The following is a 354-nucleotide window of genomic DNA, read 5'->3' on the forward strand; positions in this document are numbered from 1 at the left end:
CAAACAGCAAACCATCCAAAACCGCCGCTTGAACCATCAGCGTCAAGCCGCATAGCCTGAAACAGGTGAGCCAGAGCCCTCTGCTCCAAAATCAGGTCGACTGTTCCAAATCTCTCGACGACGGACAATCTGGATCAGCAAAATCGCCGCGCCTTCGTGTGACATGAAGGCGATCTGGTCAGGGCGCGCACAGGGTCGCCCTGACCCCCCAAAACCGAGATGACGTGCATATGCCGCTTGAACCCTACGCCGCCCTTGGCCTGTCAAGCACCGCGACGGCTGCCGAGATCAAGCAGGCCTACCGCAAGCTTGCACGCGCGCATCATCCCGATCTGCATCCCGATGACGCAAGGG

At 59.3% G+C, this 354-nt stretch carries 1 protein-coding gene; it reads left to right on the forward strand.

Features of this window, described 5'->3' with window-relative positions; translation table 11 throughout:
* Positions 1 to 230: 230 nt before the first annotated feature.
* A partial coding sequence (locus LHP98_RS19340; RefSeq protein ID WP_227254171.1) for a DnaJ domain-containing protein occupies positions 231 to 354 on the forward strand: 124 nt, incomplete at its 3' end.

This window comes from Rhodobacter sp. Har01 (assembly GCF_020564565.1).
GTDB lineage: Bacteria > Pseudomonadota > Alphaproteobacteria > Rhodobacterales > Rhodobacteraceae > Pseudogemmobacter.